The following is an 18,943-nucleotide window of genomic DNA, read 5'->3' on the forward strand; positions in this document are numbered from 1 at the left end:
CCGTCACACCCCTGCCGGCTGCCATCCGCGCCTGTCGCGCGGGTGGCGGCGGAGGGCGGGAAGGCTCTCTCAATCCCCTTCCTTCACCGGTGGCATCACGCTGCACAGATCGATCGCGCCGGCCGGGCGGATGTAGAAATCATCCTTCCGGTTGGCGCGGATCTTCACCCATGCCGCAAAGGCGGGGCTGGCCGTATCCAGCACGCGCACCCGCGGGCGATCCGCCTCGGGCAGGTCGCTCGCCAGCCGCGCCGACACGATCGGCAGCCGCTCGGCCTCCGTCTTGTAGAAACCCATTGCCTCGCCGCCGCGCGGCAGCGCCGTCATCCCCTCAATCCCGGTCAGCACCCGGCCGACAAGCGCGATGTTCCGATCCAGCTGGCGCGGCGCATGGCCGATGATCGCGTAAAGCTCCGCCCCGCTGCCCGTGGATGGCGCATTGTTCCGCCCCACGCCCACCATGCCATAGCAATGGGTGAGCCACGCCTGCCCGTCCTCCTCCGCCACCGGCCAGCCCGCGACGAAGCCCGTCGCGGGGGCGAAGGTATCCCGATAGGGATGCGGCGCCACGACGAGGCCGGCGGCGCTGCGTTCATATTCGGCGGGCGGATCGGCCGCCACGCCTTCGGGCAGCGGCTTCTTCTCGGTGGGATCACCCCACTGAACGACATAATTGTCCTGCACGCGCTCGATCCACAGCCCGTCATACCAATGGGCACGGGCGAGCGCCTTGATATTGCCGACATGAACGGGCGCGAAGGAAGGCGCGAGCGCGATCACGACGCGCTTGCCGCCGGCCAGATCCATGACGAGCAGATCCTCCGGCGCGGGGGCGATCCAGGCAGCCGCGGGCGCCTCCGCCAGCACGGAAGCGGGCGTGACGGGCGCGGCCATGGAGGCGGAAGCGAGCGAAAGGGATGCGGCGACAACGGCCACGGCGGAGACGGACGGAGGGATCAGGCGCATATCGGCAGACTGCCACGTCGACACGGCTTGCGAAAGCCGCCCGCCCGCATTAGGGCGCGCCCTTCCAGAGCAATGCGGAGCGGTGGCCGAGTGGTCGAAGGCGCTCGCCTGGAAAGTGAGTATACGGCAAAACCGTATCGAGGGTTCGAATCCCTCCCGCTCCGCCACTGGACGGTCTCCCGCGAACCGCGGCGGACCGTCCAAAGGCTCAAAAACAGCAGTAATATCAGGCGGTTGAAAAATATTTTCCGACCCCATTGGTTCGTGCTTGATCGCCTCAGGCCGCAGCCACGATTGGGAACAGGATTGGGGCTGGATATCGCCTCCCCGGCTTCCCAGTTGGATGAGCGGAGGTCGTGATGGCACGCAGATTCAGCAACAAGCTGGTCGCCAAGCAGGTGACCGCGATCACCAAACCGGGCAAGCATTCGGACGGCAACGGCCTATATCTGTTGGTGAAGCCCAACGGTAACCGGTCCTGGGTGCTGCTCCTGATCGGTGGCGGGCAACGCCGCGAGATGGGGCTAGGCACACCCGAGGCTGTGTCGCTCGCTGCCGCCCGCAAATTGGCGGCGGATGCGAAGGCGGCGTTTGCCGAGGGACGTGATCCAATCGCTGAGCGGCTCGAAGCTCGGCCGAAGCCGGCAGAGCCGGTTGCGGTGGTTCTACCGGGGCCGAAGCGTCGCGCCCGTTCGCAAGGCGGCGTTACCTTCTGGAATTTCGCAGACAAGCTGATCGACGAAATCGAGGATGGGTTCCGCAACGACAAGCATCGCAAGCAGTGGCGGGCGACGTTGAAGACGCATGCCGCGAAGCTGTGCGAGATGGAACTCGCCGCGATCGTCACGGATGACGTCGTGGCAACGCTGCAGCCGATTTGGCTCAAGGTGCCGGAGACCGCGCGGCGCGTGCGGGGCCGGATCGAGCGCGTGCTTGATGCTGCACGCGTCGCGGGCCATCGAGAGGGCGAAAACCCCGCTCGGTGGAAGGGGCATCTCGAACTGATGATGCCGAAGCAACGCAAGTCGACGGGCCACCACGCGGCGATGCCCTACATCCAGGTCCCGGATTTCTATGGCAAGCTCAAGCGGCGGCCGGCTACGGCTGCCCGGGCGCTCGAATTCGCCATCCTCACTGCAGCACGAACAGGTGAGGTTATCGGGATGACATGGGGCGAGGTCGATTTCGAGAACCGGCTCTGGACGATCCCGGCCCTTCGGATGAAGGCTGAGGTCGAGCATTCGGTGCCGCTTACGGATCGCGCGATGGCACTTCTAAATGCGTTGAAGCCAAAAAGCCTAGAGCCACATCGACTGGTGTTTCCGGCTCAGAGAGGCGGGAAGTTGTCGAACATGGCGATGTCCATGCTGCTCCGGCGCATGGATATCGATGGTATCACCGTTCATGGCTTCCGCTCCTCGTTCCGGGACTGGGCCGGAGAAGAGACCAATTTCGAACGAGAGACGGTGGAAATGGCGCTTGCGCATACCATTGGTAACAAGGCTGAGCGCGCCTATCGGCGCGGGCGAGCACTGGCCAAACGGCGCGCCTTGATGGAGGCTTGGGAAAGCTACTGCTCGGACGGTGTCTCTCCAACAGAATTGGTGCCAGCCAATGCTGCCCCAGTGCCGCCCTCTCCGACGCAACCTGGTGGCGCATTGTTACACCCGTGACGGGCGTGAGGCTTGATCGAGCCGACGGTGGATCAGTGAGACGATGGTAAGCAGATCCTCGGCGTCGTCTTTGGTCATCGTCCAATGAATGCGGGCCTCGTGCGCCGTTGGGTTCCGGAACATCCCGAATGCGCCTTTCACAAGGTTCGCGAATCCGCTCTGCTCGCTCTTTTCGCTGACCGTGGATCGGGGATTGATCGCGAGCATCGGTGGCTCGCCGCCCAGCGCGCGATCGACCAGCGCGCCGCCATCATCGGTGAGCCCGGTCAGGCGGCGCATCTTGTCCGCGACACTTTTCACCGCCTCCTGGACGGCGTGAAAATAGTTGTCGGCGAGGAGCTCGGCCCTGCAGAACGCGAGAACGTCGGGATGCACGTCGCGACCCTCAAGGTCGGCGCGCAAGTCGCGTGCGCGCCGCTGCGCTTCCGGTAGCGTGGAAACCGCGTCAACCGTCGTGAGCTTCCCCGCCTCATCCACGACGAGCCCCGCGAAGGCGAGCGCCTGATTCAAGGCCGCGCGCAGCGGTTCGAAGCGATGAGGCTCGCGGCTGTAGCGAGCTGGGCTCATTGCAAGACGGATAAACTCGAGAATATGGGTTCGATTGCGTTTGCTGTTCTGGCTCTCGGCGAAGGCGTTGAAGAGGCGCACACGCTTCGTGGTCTTGCCGGGATCGACCATTTTGGCCGATCGAATCAGAAACTCGATATCGGGGTTGGTCAATCCGATCTCGGTGTCGCCCAAGGCTCCCGCGATCGCTTCCAGCTGGTCGGGTGTAAAAAGCTTCACGGCTGTTCGACCTGTGGCCTGGCGACGCGTCGCCGCCAGTCATGAGCGTGCCCAAGACGATCCTCAATCCAGCTCGCCAAGGCGTCCACCTCATCCAACGCGCGATGTAGTCCGGCGCCATCGACCTTGATCGTCGGCATGAGGAGCGACGCCAGCGAGCCCTCCTCCGCGGTCAATGCCGACAGTTCGCTATCCGCGACGAAGAACGGCCGCGGGTGCTTATCGAGCGTCGCCTTGTCGTGTGTGACATGGAATGAGGTAAGATCCTCGCCGTGCTGGCCCCGATTCCGGACCAGGACGATCTGCTCGATCAGGGCGAGATCAACTGGACAATCGCTCCAGTCAGTGCCGAGTATCTCGCCCAGAGCTGCCAAGTAGGCGGGAACGAAGCCTCCACGGAAGGGCGCCTCGCGGTTCTCAAATCCGAATCCAATCACCCTCTCTTCCAGGGTCTTGAAATAGAGCTTCAGACTGTCGGAGAGCATGGAGATGCAGGCGACGCCGAGGACGTCGAGCGCCGCCTCGGCATCCATCCATTCCTCAAGATATGGGGGCTCCGAATCCTCGCTATATGGGGGATCGTCAAAGGGCGGGAGCGCGTTCTCGATCTTGTCCTTAACGCCACTGAATGATGCCGAACTTTCCGCGTAGAAGAAGCGGATGAATCTCGTTCGGCTGTTCAGGAAATAGAGGGCGTCCACGGTCGGTGCCTCACGATCAGAGCTGTGATTGCGGGGGCTGGTCGACCCCGAAGAGGCGCCAGAATCCCTCGGTGAACGGTCGGAGGGCGTCGGCAGACATTTGATCGTCGACAATCTCGCCGAGATAGGCGGGATCTTCCCACGCTGGATCGGTCATGTAATCGTCACCCGCAATGATGCGATAGTCTCGCACGCCAACAAACGTCAGCATTGCGATCCAAGGCCCTTCTATTCCGAGGCTTCTGAGCCGCGTGACCGCGAAGGACGCAATCCCCTTGAGCTCAGGGACGAAATATTTCGGCCAGACCAGCTTTTGGCCGCGGTCGGCATGACCGACGGTCCAGGCAAAGTCGAGGTAACCCAGTCGATGATTGACTGACCAACTGCGGACCGCCCTGGTTTCGGCATCAATTGGCGAGTGCACGACGAGGCCGCTCAAACCCACCACCATATTGAGGTTGCTGGTGTGGCGTGGGGGAAGGACCGCAAGCTCGCGCGTGAAATTGACAGAGCGCGCCTCTCTCAGAACGGACAGCGGCGCCACGGTCAACACGGCCGTGGGGCCCTCCTGAATTCGGCATGGCATATCTGTTCCTGCGATCGCTGCGACGGCGGCACGGTGCAGATCGCGGATGCGGTTCGGAAGGTCGGTCGATGCGGCGAAAGCTTGCCGGAGCTCCGTTGTACTCATCTCGTAGTTGCTCCGATTGCCTCGCCGAAAGAAACGACTGCTCTTGTCGAAGGCGACACGGTGGGGCGCGATCAGGCTCGCTCCGACCCGCATCACGAGGACGGCGCGCCCATTTTCAAGGTCGATAGTCCGTATCCGGAACTGCGGAACTCTTGGGTCTACGCAGCTTCGCAGCTGATCGTCGACGCGCCGCAGGGCTTCATCGAGGTTTGACGCATCGATGCCAACGACTTCCTGTGCGGTACCGTTGCCGTCCTCACGAACGCCGATGACAATGTCGCCGCCATCCGTGTTTGCCAGAGCCGTTACATCCGCCAGGAAATCGCGGGTGCCCTTATGATCCGCGCCCGGGAAGGATACCTTGAAATCCAGCGTTAGCCCTTCGCTGCGGCCATAAAGGGCGAGCGCTTCGATGTCTTTGAACGTGATCTGGTCCAGGGGCTTGTCGATCATGTCGCTGCATAGCATCGGCGAGTCCGGGGTCGAGACCGTTACTTGGCCAGCTACCGACCAAGTTAAGACGAAAAGCTTGGCAACAATCGACCGGATCGGCGCAGCTATTTCGTGCGGTCCTCGGTCATCTCTCTTATGAGGTGGCTAAGGGGGATGCATGGTCGGATTTCCAAACTGGTGTGACAGTGCGCTTGAGGATGTGGGGCCGCATGCGCTGCAAGTGATATCCGCACGCGCAGCAGACACGGCGAACGGATGCGTCGCGGTCGCCGCGATCGTTCCCGAGCATTATGCCGCCGAAGAGCAGGTCGCTCGCATCCTGCGCCGGCTCGGCCGCCCGGAGGCAGCGGCGTTCATCGAAAACAAGCTGCCGACAACCAAATCGATCCGGTCCGGCGATCTCGGAGAGATTCTCGCGACCGAATATATCGCCGGCGAAACGCCCTATGATGTGCCGATCAAACGCTTGCGGTGGAAGGACCATCGCAACATGGCGATGCGCGGTGACGACGTGATTGGCCTGATGCGCGATCAAGCGACTGGGCGACTTCACTTTCTCAAGACCGAGGCGAAGAGCCGCGCGGCTTTGGCGGGCGGGGTCGTTACAGAGGCGCGGGAGGGACTGGACAAGGAGGGTGGCTTGCCCTCCGCACATGCACTCGAGTTCATCTCCGCACGATTGATGGAGGCTGGCGAGGACGCGCTGGCCGATGCGATCGACGACGCATTGTTGAAGCATGGTATTGCCCCGCAGACCGTCACACACCTCCTCTTCACATTCTCCGGAAACGATCCTGGCAATATCCTGCGTGCGAACCTTCAAGGCTATCCTGGCGGATATCCGCAGAACTATGTTGGAGTGCGGATCGACGCCCACGGCGCCTTTATCGCCGACGTGTATGACCGGGTGATTGCCGATGCCAACCACGGTTGAGGCGATCGAGGTCGATATCGACGCGGCGACCGTTCCGGGATTCAGAAACCGTCTGATTGCACGAGGTCAGGCGCGGGCTATGGTATGGCGGGACGGCGTCCTCCCGCCCGAGGCGCCTGCGTTTACGCCGCAGCTTAGCAATGACCTGCTCGGCTATGGGTATGCTCTTCTGGAGATGGGCATCCGGCTGCGCGACAAAGGCGGTGATCGTGTCCGGGCGCGTACGGCGTTCGAGCAAGCCGCGACCGCGATCGAGGCTGTGATCGCTCGCGGGCCACGCGGGGGAAGCGACCGTAGTTTCCATTTCGTAGTGGGTGCGGCCAGCTATCATTTGGCGCGGCTATCGGCACGGGCCTATTCGCTTCTCAGCCACGTGATTGCCGATGCGAATTTCTCGCGATCCGAGCGAGCGCTTGCGCTCTTGATGCTTCGAGACCTGGACGAGCTGGAAACCATGGTTCTGGCATTTCGGGTGAGCGGCGCCGGATCAGACCGCACGATCACCGTCTCGCTTGAGAATCAGTTGCTTGTGGAGGAATTGCTGGGGCGCCCGGAGGGAGACGATCCGAGCTTTGTCTTCGACGCGGTCGATACCGTGCTCACCGACCGCTTCTTCGGCGCGATCGCGATGTTCCTTGTGGCACTCGAACGGGGGGAACGCGCCCTTGTCGATGCGGCAATCGCGGATCTCACCGAAAATGTAGCGGCCAGCGAAGAACTGAACCTTGTTCCCCAATGGTGGATCAACCGGATCGCAATCCACCTGCTTTCGGACCTTTGGGACTGCAGCTTTCACGATCGATTGCCGATCGTGCCGGCCGGCGGGGATGCGCCGACGTGGCCGGGGCTCAGGACATTATTTCTTGCGGTGCTGCACAGCCGGCGGAAGGCGGAACTCGAGCTATGGCCTTCGCAGATCGATGCGGCCGCGCGAAGCGTGAACCAAACCGATGATCTCGTCGTGTCCTTGCCGACGAGCGCAGGAAAGACGCGCATCGCGGAACTATGCATCCTGCGATGCCTGGCCGCGGATAAGCGGATCGTGTTTGTCACCCCGCTTCGTGCCTTGTCCGCGCAAACCGAAATCATTCTCCAACGAACCTTCGGCCCGCTGGGTAAGACAATCTCTGCGCTGTACGGGAGTACGGGTGTTAGCGACGTCGATGAGGATGCGATCCGCACGCGCGATATCGTCGTTGCGACCCCGGAAAAGCTCGATTTTGCGCTGCGCAATGATCCGACACTGCTCGATGATGTCGGGCTGCTGATCTTTGACGAAGGCCACATGATCGGATTGAGCGAGCGTGAAGTTCGCTACGAGGTTCAGATTCAGCGGCTCCTGAAGCGGGCGGACGCTGCCGATCGGCGGATTGTCTGCCTGTCGGCGATTTTGCCGGACGGCGATCAACTCGACGACTTCGCGTGCTGGCTGCGGCGTGATCAGCCAGGCGGGCTGATCAAGAATGATTGGCGTCCAACGCGGCTGCGATACGGCGAGGTTCTGTGGAACGGCAATTCTGCTCGTCTCAACCTGCGAGTGGGTGACGAGCGCCCGTTTGTACCGCGCTATCTGACGAGCTTCGTTCCGCCGGTCGGTCGGCGGACGACCCCGTTTCCCAAGGATCTCGGCGAGCTTTGCCTGGCAACGGCGTGGCGGCTGGTCGACGATGGGCAGTCAGTCTTGGTGTTCTGCCCGGTTCGCAAGCACGTCGAACCCTTCGCCGACCGCATCATCGACCTGCATCGCAGAGGCGCGTTGAGAAGCCTGCTGACCGTAGAGCCGGCGGTGCTCGACACGGCGCTCGTGCTGGGAGCGGAGTGGCTCGGTGCTGCCCATCCGATACTCGAATGCCTGAGGCTTGGCGTCGCCATCCATCACGGCGCTCTTCCGACTGCCTATCGCAAGGAGGTCGAGCGACTGCTTCGCGAAGGCGTACTCAAGGTCACGATCTCTTCGCCGACTTTGGCGCAGGGGCTCAATCTTTCCGCGACCGCAGTCATCATCCATTCGCTGTACCGCAACCGCGCGAGGATCGAGGCGGCTGAGTTCAAGAATGTCGTGGGCCGGGCAGGTCGTGCCTATGTCGATGTCGAGGGGCTCGTCCTCTATCCGATTTTCGACCAGCACGATTATCGCACCGCCCAATGGGAAGGGTTGATCGCGGACGTCACGTCGCGCGAGATGGAAAGCGGTCTGCTGCGTCTGGTCCTGACGTTGCTTCTGCGCATGCAGGCGCAGGTCAGGCGGAGTCTACCTGATCTCACGGAATATGTTCTCAATCAGGCCCAGGCTTGGGCTTTCCCGGTGGTAGCCGGTGAAAGTCCCGAAGACGCGGAGAGGGAACGCCGGGCATGGGACGGCTATGTTGCCTCATTAGACACTGCTATCCTGGCATTGCTCGGTGATGCTGAGGTGCCTGACGACGGCATTGCCGAAGCGCTCGACAACATCTTGCAATCTTCACTGTGGTCGCGGCGGCTCAATCGCCGCGGCGAGGAAGCGCAGGTGGCGCTGCGTGCGGGCTTGATCGGTCGCAGCCGCGTAGTGTGGGCGAATTCGACCGCGCAACAGCGACGCGGCTATTTCCTTGCGGGTGTCGGGTTGGGCACCGGCCACGCGCTCGATGCGATCGCCGCACAGGCGAATGACCTGCTAGGCGCCGTGGACAAAGGGCAACCACAGGAATGCTGAGGCAAGGCTGACGAAGCCGAGATAGGATTCTCTGGTTTTATCATATCGCGTGGCGACGCGGCGCCAGTTCTTGAGCTTGCTGAACAAGCGCTCGACGAGATTGCGCCAGCGGTATTTCGAACGATCGTGCGGGATAGGGATCCGGCGATTGCTCTTGGCGGGGATAACCGCCTCCACTTTGGCAGCTGCAAGCTCTGCGCGGATGGCATCGGCGTCGTAGCCCTTGTCGGCGAGCAGCGCTTCGATACGGTCGTCGAGCATCCGGAACAACGGGCCAAAGCCCTGCACATCGTGCGTCTGACCCGGCGTCAGGACGAAGCCGAGCGGCCGGCCGTGCCCGTCACAACGAGCGTGAAGCTTGGTGCCGAAGCCGCCGCGCGACCGGCCAAGCCCCTGGGCCTCTTGATCCCCTTTTTTAGCCCGACGGCGCAATGATGCGCCCGGATCACCGTGCTATCGATCATGTCGGCGCTGGTGTCGCGCGCCACCATCTCTGCCAGTGTTTCCAGCAGCGCGTCGAACACGCCGGTCTCGACCCAGCGCCGGTAGCGCCGGAACACGCTGTTCCATTTGCCATATTCGTCGGGAAGCAGGCGCCACTGCGCGCCTGAGCGCGCCATCCACATCATGCCCTCGAAATAGCGCCGGTTGTCCCCGGCGGGGCGACATCCGCGACCTTGTTCCGGTGGCAGGAGCGGCCCGATCAGCGCCCATTCTTCGTCCGATACCCCAACCCGCTCGCCCAACGCCGCCTCCAAAAGACAGCCTTGAATCAACCCACGAGTCTCAGGTCAAGCTTTGTCCACGACGCCTAGTGACGGCAAACGCAGCCCTGCAAGAACCCGATGCGGCAGCGGCAATCCAGGCGATTACCGGTCTCGCGGAGCTTGTGTTCCCGATTTTCCCATTCACGCCGGACGCGCTTCCGGGCAACTGGCGCGACATTCTGCGGGCGTGGTTGCTTGGCGAACCGTTGGCGCAATTAGGCGCCGGCGATCCTTCGTCGACGCTTCAGTTCGTCGAAGGCGGGCTGGTGTACCGTTTGCCGTGGGCGATGGAGGCTATTCGGGTACGCGGTATCGCGAACGGAGATGCCATCGGCGATTTTGCGCTCGACGATTTCGAACTTGGATTGGCCGTGGCCGCGGTCGAAACGGGCACGGTGAACCGGTCAGCCGCGATCCTCATCCAGGCAGGGTTCACCTCACGTCTGGCCGCGATCAAGGCGGTTACCGATACGGGAGCGGACTTTGCGACGCTGGGCGAGCTTCAGGCCTGGTTGGGCAGCGACGTGGTGCAGGCTTTCGATCAGCTTGCCGACTGGCCTACGGCTGAGACGAAGGCGCTGTGGAGGGAGTTTGTCGCCAGCTTCGTTCCCGTCGAGAAGCGGACTTGGTCCGAGCGCCGCTATTGGGCTTGGGTGAAATGGCGTGATGGTATCGTGCCGGTTGCCGGTTCGGCATTGCGTCTCAAGGTGCTCGATGGCCAGCGGTTGGTTGCAGCGGCCGACGGCAGTGTGATGGGCGAACTGCAGGCGGTACTCAATCCAGCGCATCGGGGACTGCTGCGAACCCAGGTGAGCGCCGAGGCCAACAAGGTCGACATCACCTATTTTGGGCCAGACGACCTGTGGCTGGCGTGAAGCGCGAGTCGCCGGTACGGCGACTCTGTTATGACGGCGCTGCGTCGGTCGGGAGATCGCGTAGATACGGGAGCGCTGCTTCAACCGCGGCCGTCGCCTGCGGCAGATAGCTTTGCCACATCGGCTTGCCTTCGAATTTGATGTTCTCAGGGTTCCCCTCAAGCCGGCACAGCGCACGCGCTGCTGCTTCGAGCGGCTTTGTAAGGTTTGGCATCGAACGTCTCCGTCGCGAAAAGCGCCTCTTGTCTAATGCTGCCAGCGGCGCTGCAGCTTGATGCTGGGCCTATCGGTGCACCTGTCGGCGGATCACCGATTTGGGTTCGCCGCACAAAGAGCAGGGCTCTTCACTGCGCTCATAAGCCCGCGTACCCGCCAATTCGCGCGTGCGCAGACTCGCCTGGTGCAACGCAGCGAGCCCCAGCCTTTCGACGATACAATCATCGCAAATCGCGGCCGGCGCCAGCCTATGAATGAGGGCTTCGACACGGTCCATCACGCGTAGCGTCCGTCACGGCGCGGCCTGCTCCCCCACGCGTACGGGACGTAACCAGGGCCGTGACTGCGCTCGCTTACCTTCGACCATCCGGCTTTCAAGCGCTGGCCTTCCGGACGCCCCGCTTTGCCCGGCCGGATGCAAGCCTGCCGAGAAGTGGACTTTTCTTGCCGGTCGGCGCCACTTTCCCCGGTAGGAGACGGAAGGCGCGCAGCGTCGCGACTTCTTCAGGATGACGAGCCAGCACCTCGATCAGGCCGACTGCCGCATCGCTTGGCGGCGTGCGCCCGCTCTCATATTTTTGGAACGCGCGCTTTCCACCACCGATGATCACACCGGCTTCCTCTTGGGTCAGCCGGAGCTTCTTGCGGACGGATTTGACGTGGGCGGCATATTGCTCGCGCAGCAGCTTATAGGCCTCGTTCGATGCCTTGAGATCGGCGCCAGTGTGGATGGCATCGCCGTCGCCCTCGGGATACCAGCCGGGCATCTCGATGGTCTGCGAGAGCGAGCCAACGACGATCGTCTGCTGCCGCACGTCGCGGCGCAGTACCATACCCGTCTCCGGATGAATCCGTGTCTCGCTCACGTCATACCTCCTTGAACGATGTCAGCACCACATCGATCAGCGTCTCGCCGGCAAACTTCAGGTACAGGTGAAGGCCGTCACAGGGGATATTGTAGGTGTCGTGCCAAACCTTTGAGTTTGGCGGATTATGCGCTGTCTCGGACTTGACGAAATCGCCCGGTTCCAGCGCCTGCACCACATCGACAATGTCCTCCAGTGAATAGCCGATCGCCTGGGCATCGCGGGTTGCCTTGCTCGTGATCTCAAGCGTCTCCGGATCGGCAAATTTCGCCTGGATGGCCGTCAGATCATGGTGGGGCTTTCGCTTTACCATCACGACATATACACCTTAGAGGTCACTTTTTCAACACTCTTCCGTTATTGAGGCGATTGGCTAACTGCCCCGATGGGTGACGAACAACGCTGGCAAGCTTCAGAGGCATCGTTCGGATGTCGCTGCTTTCCATGCCACCAAATAGCGGGTCAATCCTCATCCGATAGAGTGATCGATGCGGCGAGCGCCGCGCCGATCGGCCCGGACCGCCGCTCGAGGAAATAGCGCACGCGATCATCGGTGCTATCGTCGAACTGCTGACCGACCTGGCATGTGAGCAATAGGTCGGCCGCCCATGTTTCGAGCGGCCAATCGCGAGCGGCGCATGCGGATCGCAAATGGTCGAAGCTGGGCGATTGCCCCTCCTTCAGCTCCGACAGGGCACGATGCACATCATCGGCATCGACGACCCGGTTGCCGACCGGCATGTCGCTAATCCGGATCCGCGCCCGCAACGGATAGCTGACCGAATAGGGAAGCTCGGGCGGGTTGTAGAGGAGGTAGTAGACCGCCTTGCCAAAGTCGCGGTTGAGGTCGTCAATCAAGCCGACCTGCCGATGGCCGGCTTGGATCGCCGCGTATGTGCAGGTCCGGTCGAAGCCGTAGATCCGATGGAGTGCTGCGGCGGCCTGCTGCCCCTCGCGCCGGATAAATGCGTTCATGCCGTGAAGGAAGCCGATCTCGTCCTCGTCCTCGACATCGCTATTGGTTGGGAAGAGTCGCTTCGACTGCAGGAGGCCGATCTTCTTGGCGACGAGCCTGTCGCGGCGATAGACGAAAACCAATATCGCGATGTCCGCCGTCTCCCACCGACGGCGTTGCGGGAAGTCCCAGTCCCAATGCGGCGCACCGAGGCGCCGCAGTCCGCCGATATTGTGGGTGTCCATGCGGACGATCGCGCCCGAGGGCAGAAGGGTCGGGGCGCTGTCGGGAATCAGCGCTTCGATCAGACTGTCATCGAGCGAGGTCTCCCGAATGTTCGGAAGATTGACGAGGCGCTCGCAAACGGCCCGGTTGGCCTCTGCGAAGACGCTGCGGAACCACGCAACGACATCGTCGGGTATCGCAGGCCATGGATTCAATGCTTCCCCCTATCGATCGATCCGAGTGCGTCACGCGATTGCAGATGGCACGCCATTGTTATGACACTGGTCCGGGTCGGCCCCAACATGTTGCTCGACGCCGACACCATGATGATCGTTGGTCGGCAGGTTCAGTTGACAGTCGATGACGGATCATCGCGATCATCGTCCGGCCATTCGGCGAGGTGAACGCCTGTGGCTCGCGCCCGCCAATCCCTTGCGACGGTCGCCGCATCAGCTGGGGAAGCGCCAGCTGCAACCAGCATCTGGGCGCGTTCGAAGACCTTCTTCGTCAGGTCGTCGCAAACGCGCCGCTGCGCTTCCATCTTTTCCAGCCAATCCGCGGCAAGCTTGCCTTCCGTCATTTCGGCCGCGGTTGCCTCGACGAGTTCACGCATTGCCCAGTTCTGCGTGCGATATTCGGTGGCGAGCGCCTGATCCGCCGAATCGCCGCTGGCGATGAGATAGTCGAGCCAAGCAACGAAATGCGGAATGTCCGACATAGGCACCTCATAGCAGTCGAAATCCAAAGCCCGCATTCTAGGTCAGCGATACTGCTCGCAGCCAGAGAATGATGATCCGCCGTGCGAGTGATTCGCTCGAGGGTGATCGTGACAGGCTCAAAATTCGGCAGCCGGCCCAGACGTGACCGAGCCCTAGATATCCGGCCGCCGCCGATCCTGCGACGGCTTCACGGGGCTGTTGTCAGCGGCGGAATTTCGTATTCTTTACCTGTCTCCGACGCCGCTCACGCGGCTCGCGCACCACGGAGACATCCCAGTGACCCAGCCCTCAGCCATCGTTCACGCACGCGGAACCGCGATGCTGCGGAGCGCGCTGGGTCCGGCGATCGCGGCCTGGCTCGACGACGCCAACGTCGCCGAAATCATGCTCAATGCCGATGGCCGGCTGTGGGTCGATCATCTCGACAGCGGCATCGCCGCGACCGACGAGACACTCAGTCCGCTGCAAGCCGAGCGTATCATCCGGTTGGTCGCGCACCATGTCGGCGCCGAGGTCCATCGGGGCGCCCCGCGCGTCTCGGCTGAGCTGCCGGAAGGTGGCGAGCGGTTCGAGGGCTTGCTGCCGCCGGTGGTGACCGAGCCCGTTTTCTCGATCCGCCGCCCAGCGAGCCTGCCGCTCGCGCTGGCAGACTATGTGGCGGCCGGCACGATGACGGCGACGGCGGCGGCGTATCTCGCGCATGCGGTCCAGACGCGCGCGAACATCCTCGTCGCCGGCGGCACGTCGACCGGCAAGACGACGCTGACCAACGCGCTGCTCGGTGTCGCGTCGAGCGGAAGCGACCGTATCATCCTGATCGAGGATACGCGCGAGCTGCGCTGCGACGCGGCCAACGTCGTGGCGTTGCGCATTGCGCCAGGCGTCACGATGACCGATCTCGTGCGGTCGAGCCTGCGCCTGCGGCCCGACCGCATTCCGATCGGCGAGGTGCGCGGGCCCGAAGCGCTCGACCTGCTGAAGGCCTGGGGCACCGGCCATCCCGGCGGGATCGGCACGATCCACGCCGGCACCGCGACCGCCGCGCTCCATCGGCTTGAGCAGCTCATTCTCGAAGCCATCGCCCATGTGCCGCGCGCACTGATCGCCGAGACGATCGACGTGATCGCGGTGCTGACCGGCCGCGGCGTCGAGCGCCGACTGTCCGAGCTCGTCCGCGTCGAGGGCCTCGATCCCGACGGCACCTACCGCCTTGTCACCATCCACCTTGCCACAGGAGCAGCATCATGACGCGTTTGCAGAAACTCCAGCGCGCCGGCCTTCTCGCTGCCGCGATCCTCACGTCGCCTCCGGCCTGGGCGGGCGGCTCGGGCATGCCCTGGGAGACGCCACTCCAGTCGATCGTCGACTCGGTGCAGGGCCCTGTCGCCAAGGTGATCGGCGTGATCATCATCGTGATCACCGGTCTGACGCTGGCATTCGGCGACACGTCGGGCGGATTTCGCAAGCTGATCCAGATCGTGTTCGGCCTGTCGGTCGCCTTCGCCGCTTCGTCCTTCTTCCTGAGCTTTTTCAGCTTCGGTGGCGGGGCGCTGGTCTGATGCAAGAGGATCTGCCCGGGTTCGCGGCGCCGGTGCATCGGGCGCTGGCCGAACCGATCCTGCTGGCCGGGGCGCCGCGTGCGCTCGCGATCGTCAACGGGACGCTCGCGGCCGCGATCGGCATCGGTCTGCGCCTCTGGATCGCGGGCATCGTGATGGCGGTGGTCGGCCATGGTCTCGCCGTCTTCGCCGCCCGCCGTGACGCGCAGATCCTCCCCGTCGCCCGTCGCCACATCGCGCTTCCCACCCTCTTTGAAAGCTAAGCCCCATGTTGTTCCTGCGCGAACATGCCCGCCGCGCGTCGCGGCTCTCCGACTTCCTCCCTTGGGCGGCGATGATCGCGCCTGGTATCATCCTCAACAAGGATGGCAGCTTCCTGCGGATTGCGCGGTTTCGCGGACCTGATCTCGACAGCGCGACGCAGGCCGAACTGATCGCGACGTCCGCCAGGCTCAACAGCGCCTTGAAGCGGCTCGGTACCGGCTGGGCCATCTATGTCGAGGCGCAGCGCAGCGCCTCGCCGGGCTACCCCGTCTCCGACGGGTTCGCCGATCCGGTCTCGATGCTGATCGACGAAGAACGGCGCGACCTGTTCGAAGGCGGGGACATCACCCGCCCCAACTTCACCAGCGCTTATTATCTGACGCTGCAATGGTTGCCACCGGCCGACGATACGTCAAAGGCATCATCGCTCTTCTACGAAGGCGGTGCCGAGGGCGTCGCGACGGCGGCCGACCATCTCGACGATTTCGAGCGCGAGACGGGCCGCGTCCTCGATATGGTCGAGGGCGTAATGCCCGAGGCGGCCTGGCTGTCGTCGGCCGAAACGCTGACCTATCTGCATTCGACAATCTCGACCCACGATCAGCAGATCGCGGTTCCCGAGACGCCGATGCACCTCGATGCGCTGCTTGCGGATGAACTGCTTGTCGGCGGGCTGACCCCGCAGCTGGGCGGCAAGCACCTGCGCTGCCTGTCGATCACCGGCTTTCCAGCGGCGACGGTGCCCGGCATGCTCGACGAACTTAATCGACTGGGCTTCGCCTATCGCTGGACGACACGCGCCATCTGCCTCGACAAGGTGAGCGCACAGCGGATGCTGAATCGCATCCGACGGCTCTGGTTCTCCAAGCGCAAAAGCCTGGCCGCGATCATCAAGGAGGTGCTGACCAACGAGGCGAGCGTCCTCGTCGACAGCGATGCGGCGAACAAGTCGGCCGAGGCCGACGCGGCGCTGCAGGATCTCGGCGCCGACATCGCGGGCTATGCCTATGTCACGACGACGATCACAGTGCTGGGTGACAGCCCGCGCGACGCTGACCTCCGGCTACAGGCGATCGAGAAAATCGTCCGCGGACGCGATTTCGCCTGCATCGCCGAAGGGCTGAACGCGCTTGAGGCCTGGCTCGGCTCGCTTCCAGGCAATCCCTACGCCAATGTCCGGCAGCCGCCGATCTCGACGCTGAACCTCGCCCATATCATGCCGGTGTCGGCGGTCTGGGCGGGGCCGGCCAGCGACGGGCATTTCAATGCCCCGCCGCTGTTCCATGCGCGCACCCTCGGGAGCACGCCGTTTCGCTTCTCGCTCCATGTCGGCGACGTCGGACACACCCTCGTCGTCGGTCCGACGGGCTCGGGCAAGAGCGTGCTGCTCGCCTTCATGGCGCTGCAGTTCCGCCGCTACCGCGGCGCGCAGGTCTTCGCCTTCGACTATGGCGGCTCGATCCGCGCGGCGACATTGGCGGTCGGCGGCGAATGGCATGATCTCGGCGGCGCGCTGGGCGGCGACGCCGCGCCGCTATCGTTGCAGCCGCTGGCGCGGATCGACGAAGCGGACGAACGGGCCTGGGCGTCGGACTGGCTCGGCGCGATCCTGGCGCGCGAGGGGTTCGCGATCACGCCGGAGGTGAAGGAGCATCTCTGGACAGCGCTGGGCAGCCTCGCCGATGCGCCGGTTGCGCAGCGCACGCTTACCGGCCTCACGGTGCTGATCCAGGCGTCCGGACTGAAGCGTGCGCTGGCTCCTTATACGCTGGCCGGTCCTTATGGCCGGCTGCTCGACGGCGATATCGAGCATTTCGGGGACAGCAACGCGCAAGCGTTTGAGACCGAAGGGCTGGTCGGTACGCCGGCCGCGCCAGCGGTGCTCGCCTATCTGTTCCACCGGATAGGGCGCTGGCTCGATGGTCGCCCGATCTTAATCTTGATCGACGAGGGCTGGCTGGCGCTCGACGATCCGCTGTTCGGCCGCCAGCTCAAGGAATGGCTGAAGACGCTCCGCAAGAAGAATGCGAGCGTCGTGTTCGCGACGCAGAGCCTGGCCGACATCGAGGGCTCGGCGATCGCGCCGGCGATCATCGAAAGCTGCCCGACGCGGCTGTTCCTCGCCAATGAGCGGGCGCTGGAGCCGCAGATCCTCGGCGTCTATCGCCGGTTCGGCCTCAACGACCGCCAGATCGAGATCATCGCGTCGGCGACGCCCAAGCGGGATTATTACTGCCAGTCCGCCCTCGGCAACCGGCTGTTCGACCTTGGGCTTGGTCCGGTCGCGCTCGCCTTCACGGCCGCCTCGTCGCGCACCGACCTGAACGCCATTACCGCGCTCGTCGAGCAGCACGGCCCCGAGGGCTTCGCCGCTGCCTGGGCCCGCCACCGCGGTCTCGGCTGGGCGGCCGAATTTCTCACCACAGGATCACTCAAGCCCGAGGAGGTTGTCCCATGACCCGTTCCCGTACCGCCAAGCTCGCCCTCGGCGCCGCCGCGCTCGCGCTGGCGCTGAGCTCGCCCGCCAGCGCCCAGTTCGGCGGCATCGTCTACGATCCGACCAACTATGCGCAGAATGTGCTGACGGCCGCGCGCAGCCTCCAGCAGATCAACAACCAGATCACGCAAATCCAGAATCAGGCGCAGAGCCTGATCAACCAGGCGCGCAATCTCACCAACCTGCCGACCTCGGTCCTGTCGAGCATCCAGCAGGACATCGACCGGACGCGGGCGCTGATTACCCAGGCGCAGCAGATCGCCTATCGGGTGCAGGATATCGACCAGGTGTTCAGCCAGCGCTACCCGGCCGGCTCGCTGTCCGGCACGTCGTCGGGGACGCTGGTTTCCAACGCGCAGACGCGCTGGACCGATGCCCTGGCGGCCTATCAGGATTCGCTGCGCACCGGCGCCACCGTCACCGGTAACCTCGACGGTACGCGCAGCCAAGCGAGCACGCTGGTGACCGCAAGCCAGGCGGCGAGGGGCGCGCTGCAGGCGGCACAGGCGGGCAACCAACTGATCGCACTGCAAACGCGCCAGCTCGCGGATCTGACCGCGATGCTGGCGGCACAGGCGCGAGCTACCGCGATCGAGTCCGCGCGCGCCGCGGCAGATGAGGCGCAGGGCCGCGAGCAGACCAAGCGGTTCCTCGCGCCCGGCACCGGCTATGTCGCGCAAAGCGTCAGCCTGTTCCATGACTGAGGGGGAGCAGCTCGCAAAGCCGCGCGGCCGGTTTGCCGCGCTCGGCTGGCGATCGGCGGCGATCGCCGCTGCCGTCGCGACCACGGGCGTAGCCGCGCTCATCGCGCTCGGCGATGCGGCCCCGCCGGTCGCGCATTACCGGGTCGGCGATGCGAGCGAGGAGTCTGCGCCGCCAAGCGCCGATCCGCTTCTCGCCGAGCTCACGCGCTGCCGGACGCTTGCCGCCGATACCGACGACGCGCGTTGCCGTGCGGCGTGGGAGGTGAACCGGCGCCGCTTCATGGGCGAGAGCCGCAGCCTGGTTGTGCCTATCGAGCCGGCGCCGATCGAGCCAGCGCCCGCTGATCCGCCTATCGTTCCAGCCGCCGGCGGTGCGCCATCAACGACATTGGAGCATTGA

Annotated in this window: 19 protein-coding genes, 1 tRNA gene and 1 pseudogene; 11 read left to right on the forward strand and 10 right to left on the reverse strand. The window is 63.9% G+C overall.

Annotated elements, in window-relative coordinates:
- Positions 1–69: 69 nt before the first annotated feature.
- On the reverse strand, positions 70–966 hold the full coding sequence (locus DI605_RS03545) for a peptidylprolyl isomerase (RefSeq protein WP_293969138.1): 897 nt from the start codon (positions 964–966) through the stop codon (positions 70–72).
- Positions 967–1,042: 76 nt separating this feature from the next.
- On the opposite strand from DI605_RS03545, the gene DI605_RS03550 reads away from it, so the two are divergent.
- Together DI605_RS03550 and DI605_RS03555 are read left to right on the forward strand one after the other, a co-directional pair.
- Positions 1,043–1,133 (forward strand) — tRNA-Ser (locus tag DI605_RS03550).
- A 192-nt stretch (positions 1,134–1,325) separates the two neighbouring features.
- Positions 1,326–2,639 (forward strand): site-specific integrase, encoded by a 1,314-nt coding sequence (locus DI605_RS03555; protein WP_293969141.1) that lies wholly within the window; start codon positions 1,326–1,328, stop codon positions 2,637–2,639.
- Here the strand turns inward: DI605_RS03555 and DI605_RS03560 are convergent.
- Genes DI605_RS03560 through DI605_RS03570 form a run of 3 tightly spaced genes read right to left on the reverse strand, consistent with a single transcriptional unit; the run spans position 2,628 to position 5,270 of the window.
- Positions 2,628–3,425: a TIGR02391 family protein gene (locus DI605_RS03560; RefSeq protein WP_293969144.1), complete on the reverse strand. Its 798-nt coding sequence runs from the start codon at positions 3,423–3,425 to the stop codon at positions 2,628–2,630. The two genes, DI605_RS03555 and DI605_RS03560, sit on opposite strands and share 12 nt — an antisense overlap.
- Positions 3,422–4,126 carry a hypothetical protein gene (locus tag DI605_RS03565; RefSeq protein ID WP_293969147.1) on the reverse strand — a complete coding sequence of 235 codons (705 nt, stop codon included), beginning with the start codon at positions 4,124–4,126 and terminating at the stop codon, positions 3,422–3,424. Before DI605_RS03565 ends, DI605_RS03560 begins: the two co-directional genes overlap by 4 nt.
- A gap of 16 nt (positions 4,127–4,142) precedes the next feature.
- A complete protein-coding gene (locus DI605_RS03570) occupies positions 4,143–5,270 on the reverse strand; it encodes a helix-turn-helix domain-containing protein (protein ID WP_293969150.1) in 1,128 nt (375 codons plus the stop codon).
- 157 nt (positions 5,271–5,427) lie between these two features.
- Here DI605_RS03570 and DI605_RS03575 point away from each other — a divergent pair, with 157 nt between their 5' ends.
- Complete coding sequence (locus tag DI605_RS03575) at positions 5,428–6,204, forward strand: Hachiman antiphage defense system protein HamA (protein ID WP_293969153.1); 777 nt, start codon at positions 5,428–5,430, stop codon at positions 6,202–6,204.
- The gene (locus tag DI605_RS03580) at positions 6,188–8,896 is read left to right on the forward strand and encodes a DEAD/DEAH box helicase (protein WP_293969156.1); all 2,709 of its coding nucleotides are present in this window, start codon (positions 6,188–6,190) and stop codon (positions 8,894–8,896) included. The genes DI605_RS03575 and DI605_RS03580 overlap by 17 nt, the downstream gene beginning before the upstream one ends.
- Here DI605_RS03580 and DI605_RS03585 read toward each other — a convergent pair.
- Positions 8,858–9,672: pseudogene (locus DI605_RS03585) on the reverse strand (IS5 family transposase). The gene DI605_RS03580 and the pseudogene DI605_RS03585 overlap by 39 nt on opposite strands.
- 38 nt (positions 9,673–9,710) lie before the next feature.
- On the opposite strand from DI605_RS03585, the gene DI605_RS03590 reads away from it, so the two are divergent.
- Positions 9,711–10,538, forward strand: a complete 828-nt coding sequence (locus DI605_RS03590) for a hypothetical protein (RefSeq protein ID WP_293969161.1) — start codon at positions 9,711–9,713, stop codon at positions 10,536–10,538.
- Between the two features lie 28 nt (positions 10,539–10,566).
- Here DI605_RS03590 and DI605_RS03595 read toward each other — a convergent pair whose 3' ends face one another.
- The 5 genes from DI605_RS03595 to DI605_RS03615 form a co-directional block, all read right to left on the reverse strand.
- Complete coding sequence (locus DI605_RS03595; RefSeq protein WP_293969164.1) at positions 10,567–10,752, reverse strand: hypothetical protein; 186 nt, start codon at positions 10,750–10,752, stop codon at positions 10,567–10,569.
- Positions 10,753–11,128: 376 nt separating this feature from the next.
- On the reverse strand, positions 11,129–11,620 hold the full coding sequence (locus DI605_RS03600) for a type II TA system antitoxin MqsA family protein (protein ID WP_293969167.1): 492 nt from the start codon (positions 11,618–11,620) through the stop codon (positions 11,129–11,131).
- A 1-nt stretch (position 11,621) separates the two neighbouring features.
- On the reverse strand, positions 11,622–11,933 hold the full coding sequence (locus tag DI605_RS03605) for a type II toxin-antitoxin system MqsR family toxin (protein WP_293969170.1): 312 nt from the start codon (positions 11,931–11,933) through the stop codon (positions 11,622–11,624).
- A 149-nt stretch (positions 11,934–12,082) separates the two neighbouring features.
- On the reverse strand, positions 12,083–12,820 hold the full coding sequence (locus tag DI605_RS03610; protein WP_293969173.1) for a hypothetical protein: 738 nt from the start codon (positions 12,818–12,820) through the stop codon (positions 12,083–12,085).
- A gap of 326 nt (positions 12,821–13,146) precedes the next feature.
- Positions 13,147–13,518, reverse strand: coding sequence for a hypothetical protein (locus DI605_RS03615; RefSeq protein ID WP_293969176.1), 372 nt, complete (start codon positions 13,516–13,518; stop codon positions 13,147–13,149).
- Positions 13,519–13,837: 319 nt separating this feature from the next.
- Between DI605_RS03615 and trbB the strand changes: the two genes are divergently transcribed.
- From trbB to trbK-alt, 6 genes are read left to right on the forward strand one after another with little or no spacing between them, the layout of a single operon-like run.
- Entirely contained in the window at positions 13,838–14,767 is a 930-nt protein-coding gene (gene trbB / locus DI605_RS03620; RefSeq protein WP_293970134.1) for a P-type conjugative transfer ATPase TrbB, read from the forward strand.
- On the forward strand, positions 14,764–15,078 hold the full coding sequence (locus DI605_RS03625; RefSeq protein WP_293969178.1) for a TrbC/VirB2 family protein: 315 nt from the start codon (positions 14,764–14,766) through the stop codon (positions 15,076–15,078). Before trbB ends, DI605_RS03625 begins: the two co-directional genes overlap by 4 nt.
- Positions 15,078–15,341: a VirB3 family type IV secretion system protein gene (locus DI605_RS03630; protein ID WP_133497036.1), complete on the forward strand. Its 264-nt coding sequence runs from the start codon at positions 15,078–15,080 to the stop codon at positions 15,339–15,341. The genes DI605_RS03625 and DI605_RS03630 overlap by 1 nt, the downstream gene beginning before the upstream one ends.
- A 5-nt stretch (positions 15,342–15,346) precedes the next feature.
- Positions 15,347–17,800, forward strand: a complete 2,454-nt coding sequence (gene trbE / locus DI605_RS03635; protein ID WP_293969182.1) for a conjugal transfer protein TrbE — start codon at positions 15,347–15,349, stop codon at positions 17,798–17,800.
- The gene (trbJ, locus tag DI605_RS03640; protein WP_293969184.1) at positions 17,797–18,543 is read left to right on the forward strand and encodes a P-type conjugative transfer protein TrbJ; all 747 of its coding nucleotides are present in this window, start codon (positions 17,797–17,799) and stop codon (positions 18,541–18,543) included. The genes trbE and trbJ overlap by 4 nt, the downstream gene beginning before the upstream one ends.
- Positions 18,536–18,943, forward strand: a complete 408-nt coding sequence (trbK-alt, locus tag DI605_RS03645; RefSeq protein ID WP_293969186.1) for a putative entry exclusion protein TrbK-alt — start codon at positions 18,536–18,538, stop codon at positions 18,941–18,943. The genes trbJ and trbK-alt overlap by 8 nt, the downstream gene beginning before the upstream one ends.

Origin of the sequence: Sphingomonas sp., assembly GCF_003248515.1 — a bacterium.
In the GTDB taxonomy this organism is placed as follows: domain Bacteria; phylum Pseudomonadota; class Alphaproteobacteria; order Sphingomonadales; family Sphingomonadaceae; genus Sphingomonas_I.